Annotated in this window: 3 protein-coding genes; all 3 read right to left on the bottom strand. The window is 60.5% G+C overall.

Annotated elements, in window-relative coordinates; all coding sequences use genetic code 11:
* Window positions 1-55: 55 nt before the first annotated feature.
* Genes AB3X95_RS38845 through AB3X95_RS38835 form a run of 3 tightly spaced genes read right to left on the bottom strand, consistent with a single transcriptional unit; the run spans window position 56 to window position 2500 of the window.
* Window positions 56-1636 (bottom strand): IS66 family transposase, encoded by a 1581-nt coding sequence (locus AB3X95_RS38845; RefSeq protein WP_368594381.1) that lies wholly within the window; start codon window positions 1634-1636, stop codon window positions 56-58.
* A 31-nt stretch (window positions 1637-1667) separates the two neighbouring features.
* Entirely contained in the window at window positions 1668-2021 is a 354-nt protein-coding gene (gene tnpB, locus AB3X95_RS38840; RefSeq protein ID WP_027821158.1) for an IS66 family insertion sequence element accessory protein TnpB, read from the bottom strand.
* Window positions 1997-2500: a transposase gene (locus tag AB3X95_RS38835; RefSeq protein WP_368623997.1), complete on the bottom strand. Its 504-nt coding sequence runs from the start codon at window positions 2498-2500 to the stop codon at window positions 1997-1999. The genes tnpB and AB3X95_RS38835 overlap by 25 nt, the downstream gene beginning before the upstream one ends.
* Window positions 2501-2588: the final 88 nt, after the last annotated feature.

Raw genomic sequence — 2588 nt, 5'->3', positions numbered from 1 at the left:
AGCGTAAGCGGTCAATTAACGACGCCCATCAGAGTTGTTGAACAGGGCAATAGACTTACCGCAGTTCGGCGGGCATGCACCAGGGAAGAAGCGCGGCGTAGTCGTCGACGGTCTGCGCGAGCGGTAGGCATCGGAGTAGCCAGTTGAGGTATCGATATGGATCGATGCCGTTGGCTTTTGCCGACTGGACCAGCGAGTAAAGATTCGCGCTCGCATGTGCACCGGCAACCGTGTCGGCAAACAGAAAGCCCTTGCGCGCTACGACGAACGGCCTGATCTCGTTCTCACAGGCGTTGTTCGAGATTGGATAGTCGCCGTTTTCAACGTAGCGGCTCAGCTTGTGCCACTGCCGATTCAGATATTGCAGCGCTTTGCCGAGCATGCTACCCGGCACGACGGCAGGCAGATGCTCAATCAACAGTTGCTCGATGACGGCGAGCACGCGGGCGCTATAGCGGCGGCGTAATCGCAGCCGGCGAGCGGCGTTCCACTTCGCACTTCGCGCCTCAGCCGCGAACAGCTTGCCGATGAGGTTGATGAAACGCGTTGACAGCAGGTCCGGAGTGCGAGCGGCTTTCGGCACCGTATCCTCCGCCTTGACGAACGCGCGCCTTGAATGAGCCCAACAACCAAGATGGACGAGTTGATGGTCGTGCGCGATGCCGCTATACAGCTCATATCCATCGGTCATCAACGCCGCGCCTGGTTTGACGCCGACGTAGAGTTGCGCGGCGTGTTTTGCACCGCGCCCGGGCGTGTAAGTGAACAATCGAATGGGTGGTCCCGAACCGTTCATTTGCGCCCAGACGTAGCTCTTTGTTTGCGGTCGGCGCCCAGGCTCCTTGAGCACCTGGAAGGTCGTCTCGTCGCCATAGATCAGATCTGCTTCGAGCAACGTATCGCGCATCAGGTTGATCACCGGCTGGGTCGCAAGCCCAACCCGCACAACGCTGATGGCAACCGTGTTCGACGAGATGTCGCCGCCGAAGCGTCGCAAGAGCCCGGCCTGACGATAGATTGGCATACCGAACTGGTATTTGCCGGTGATGATCCACGCCAGCGCCGATTCGGTAAACAGGCCGCGCGGAATGATTCGCGGTGGTGGTGGCGTCACCTTGATCCCGAGATCGCAACACGGGCACGCGTATTTGACGCGTTGATGCTGGATCACGCGGATCTGCTCTGGAATCACGTCGAGCTGCTCGCTGGTCTCAACGCCGATTTCCACGAGCGCGTGGCCATCGTGACCACAGAAGCGTTCGGACTCGGGCAGCTCGTGCCGGACAACCTCGCGTGGCAGGCGCGGATCGAGCGGCTTGCGGCCGCGCTTCTTGCGTGTGTGAGCAGACACCGCCGTATCTGCCGTATCTTCCTGCGCGGGCTGTCCTCCGGAGACCGCGAGCGCTTCGGCTTCATTGAACAGACCAAGCTGGTCCGATTCGCGCGATTCGCTAGACGCGCCAAACAGTTCGCGCTTGTACGCTCGCAACCGCTCTTCCGCGAGATCCCGCTCCGCTGTCACCAGCCGTAGTGTGCCGCGCAGTTCGTCACGCTCCTGCTGAACGGCACCAAGTGCGTCGCGTGCGGCGAGCAACTCCTTCAGTTCCTCGGCGGTGATCGTGACATTGATCGGCATGCCCAGTTAGACAGGCATGCTGCGTCGGCGTTCAGCTCACACGGGCGTAATATCGCATTGGGTGCTTCTTGATGGCGGCGAGGTCGACGCCCTGTAGAAGCCAGCCCAATTGCTCGGTGCTCAGCGTCACGACGGCCGCATCGCTGGGCCACGCAAAGCGATCATGACCTTCGAGCCGCTTCAGAAGAAGCCAGAACCCATTGCCATCCCAGGCAATGATCTTGATACGATCGTGACGTCGGTTGCCGAACACATACAGGGCCTCGTCCAGCGGGTTTAGCGACATCGCCTGCTCGACGAGGATTGACAAACCATTGATGCCCATCCGGAAGTCAACGGGATCGCGGTGAACGTAGACCCTCAGCCCATCGTCGAACCGGAACACGGTAGCCTCCCCAGCATCTGGACGATCGTCGCCAGTTCGTCGAGACTCGCGTTGCCGAGTTCAAATTCGACGCCATTCGGCAAGCGCACGTGAAGTGCGGCCACCATCAGTGGCAAGGCCTGCGATGGCCCTTGAGGCGCAGCCGGCGGTGCCGATGGTGCGGTAACGACTGGAATGAATGCCGGCGCCTCGCGCGCCACGCTCGGGCGTACCGGTGTCGGAGTATCGATCAGCACACCATCCGCCCCTGATGGTGAGGTCTGCTGAGCCTGCGCCATTCGCTGCTGACGGTAACGAGTGATCCACTTGCGAAGCTGATTCGGATTTACGTCATGTTCCATGGCCGTACGCGCGATCGACACGCCGGGCTTCAGGCACATCATGACCAGCTCGTCGCGTGCGCCTTCGTCATACTCGCGTCGGCCGTCGCGTTTCTCGCCAATCACCAGACGGCTCTTCAGGTCTTTGTTCTCTGTCATCAGTGTCAGTGTGCAGGTGTCCACGTGGACACCTAGCTTCTGACCTTCTGCCCCTCGATGGAAGGGCGTCTTTTATTGACCGCTTACG

It is taken from the genome of Paraburkholderia sp. BR13444, from assembly GCF_040948755.1.
GTDB lineage: Bacteria > Pseudomonadota > Gammaproteobacteria > Burkholderiales > Burkholderiaceae > Paraburkholderia > Paraburkholderia youngii.
The sequence above is the reverse complement of the archived record's forward strand: the minus strand, read 5'-3'. Positions and strand labels throughout refer to the sequence as shown.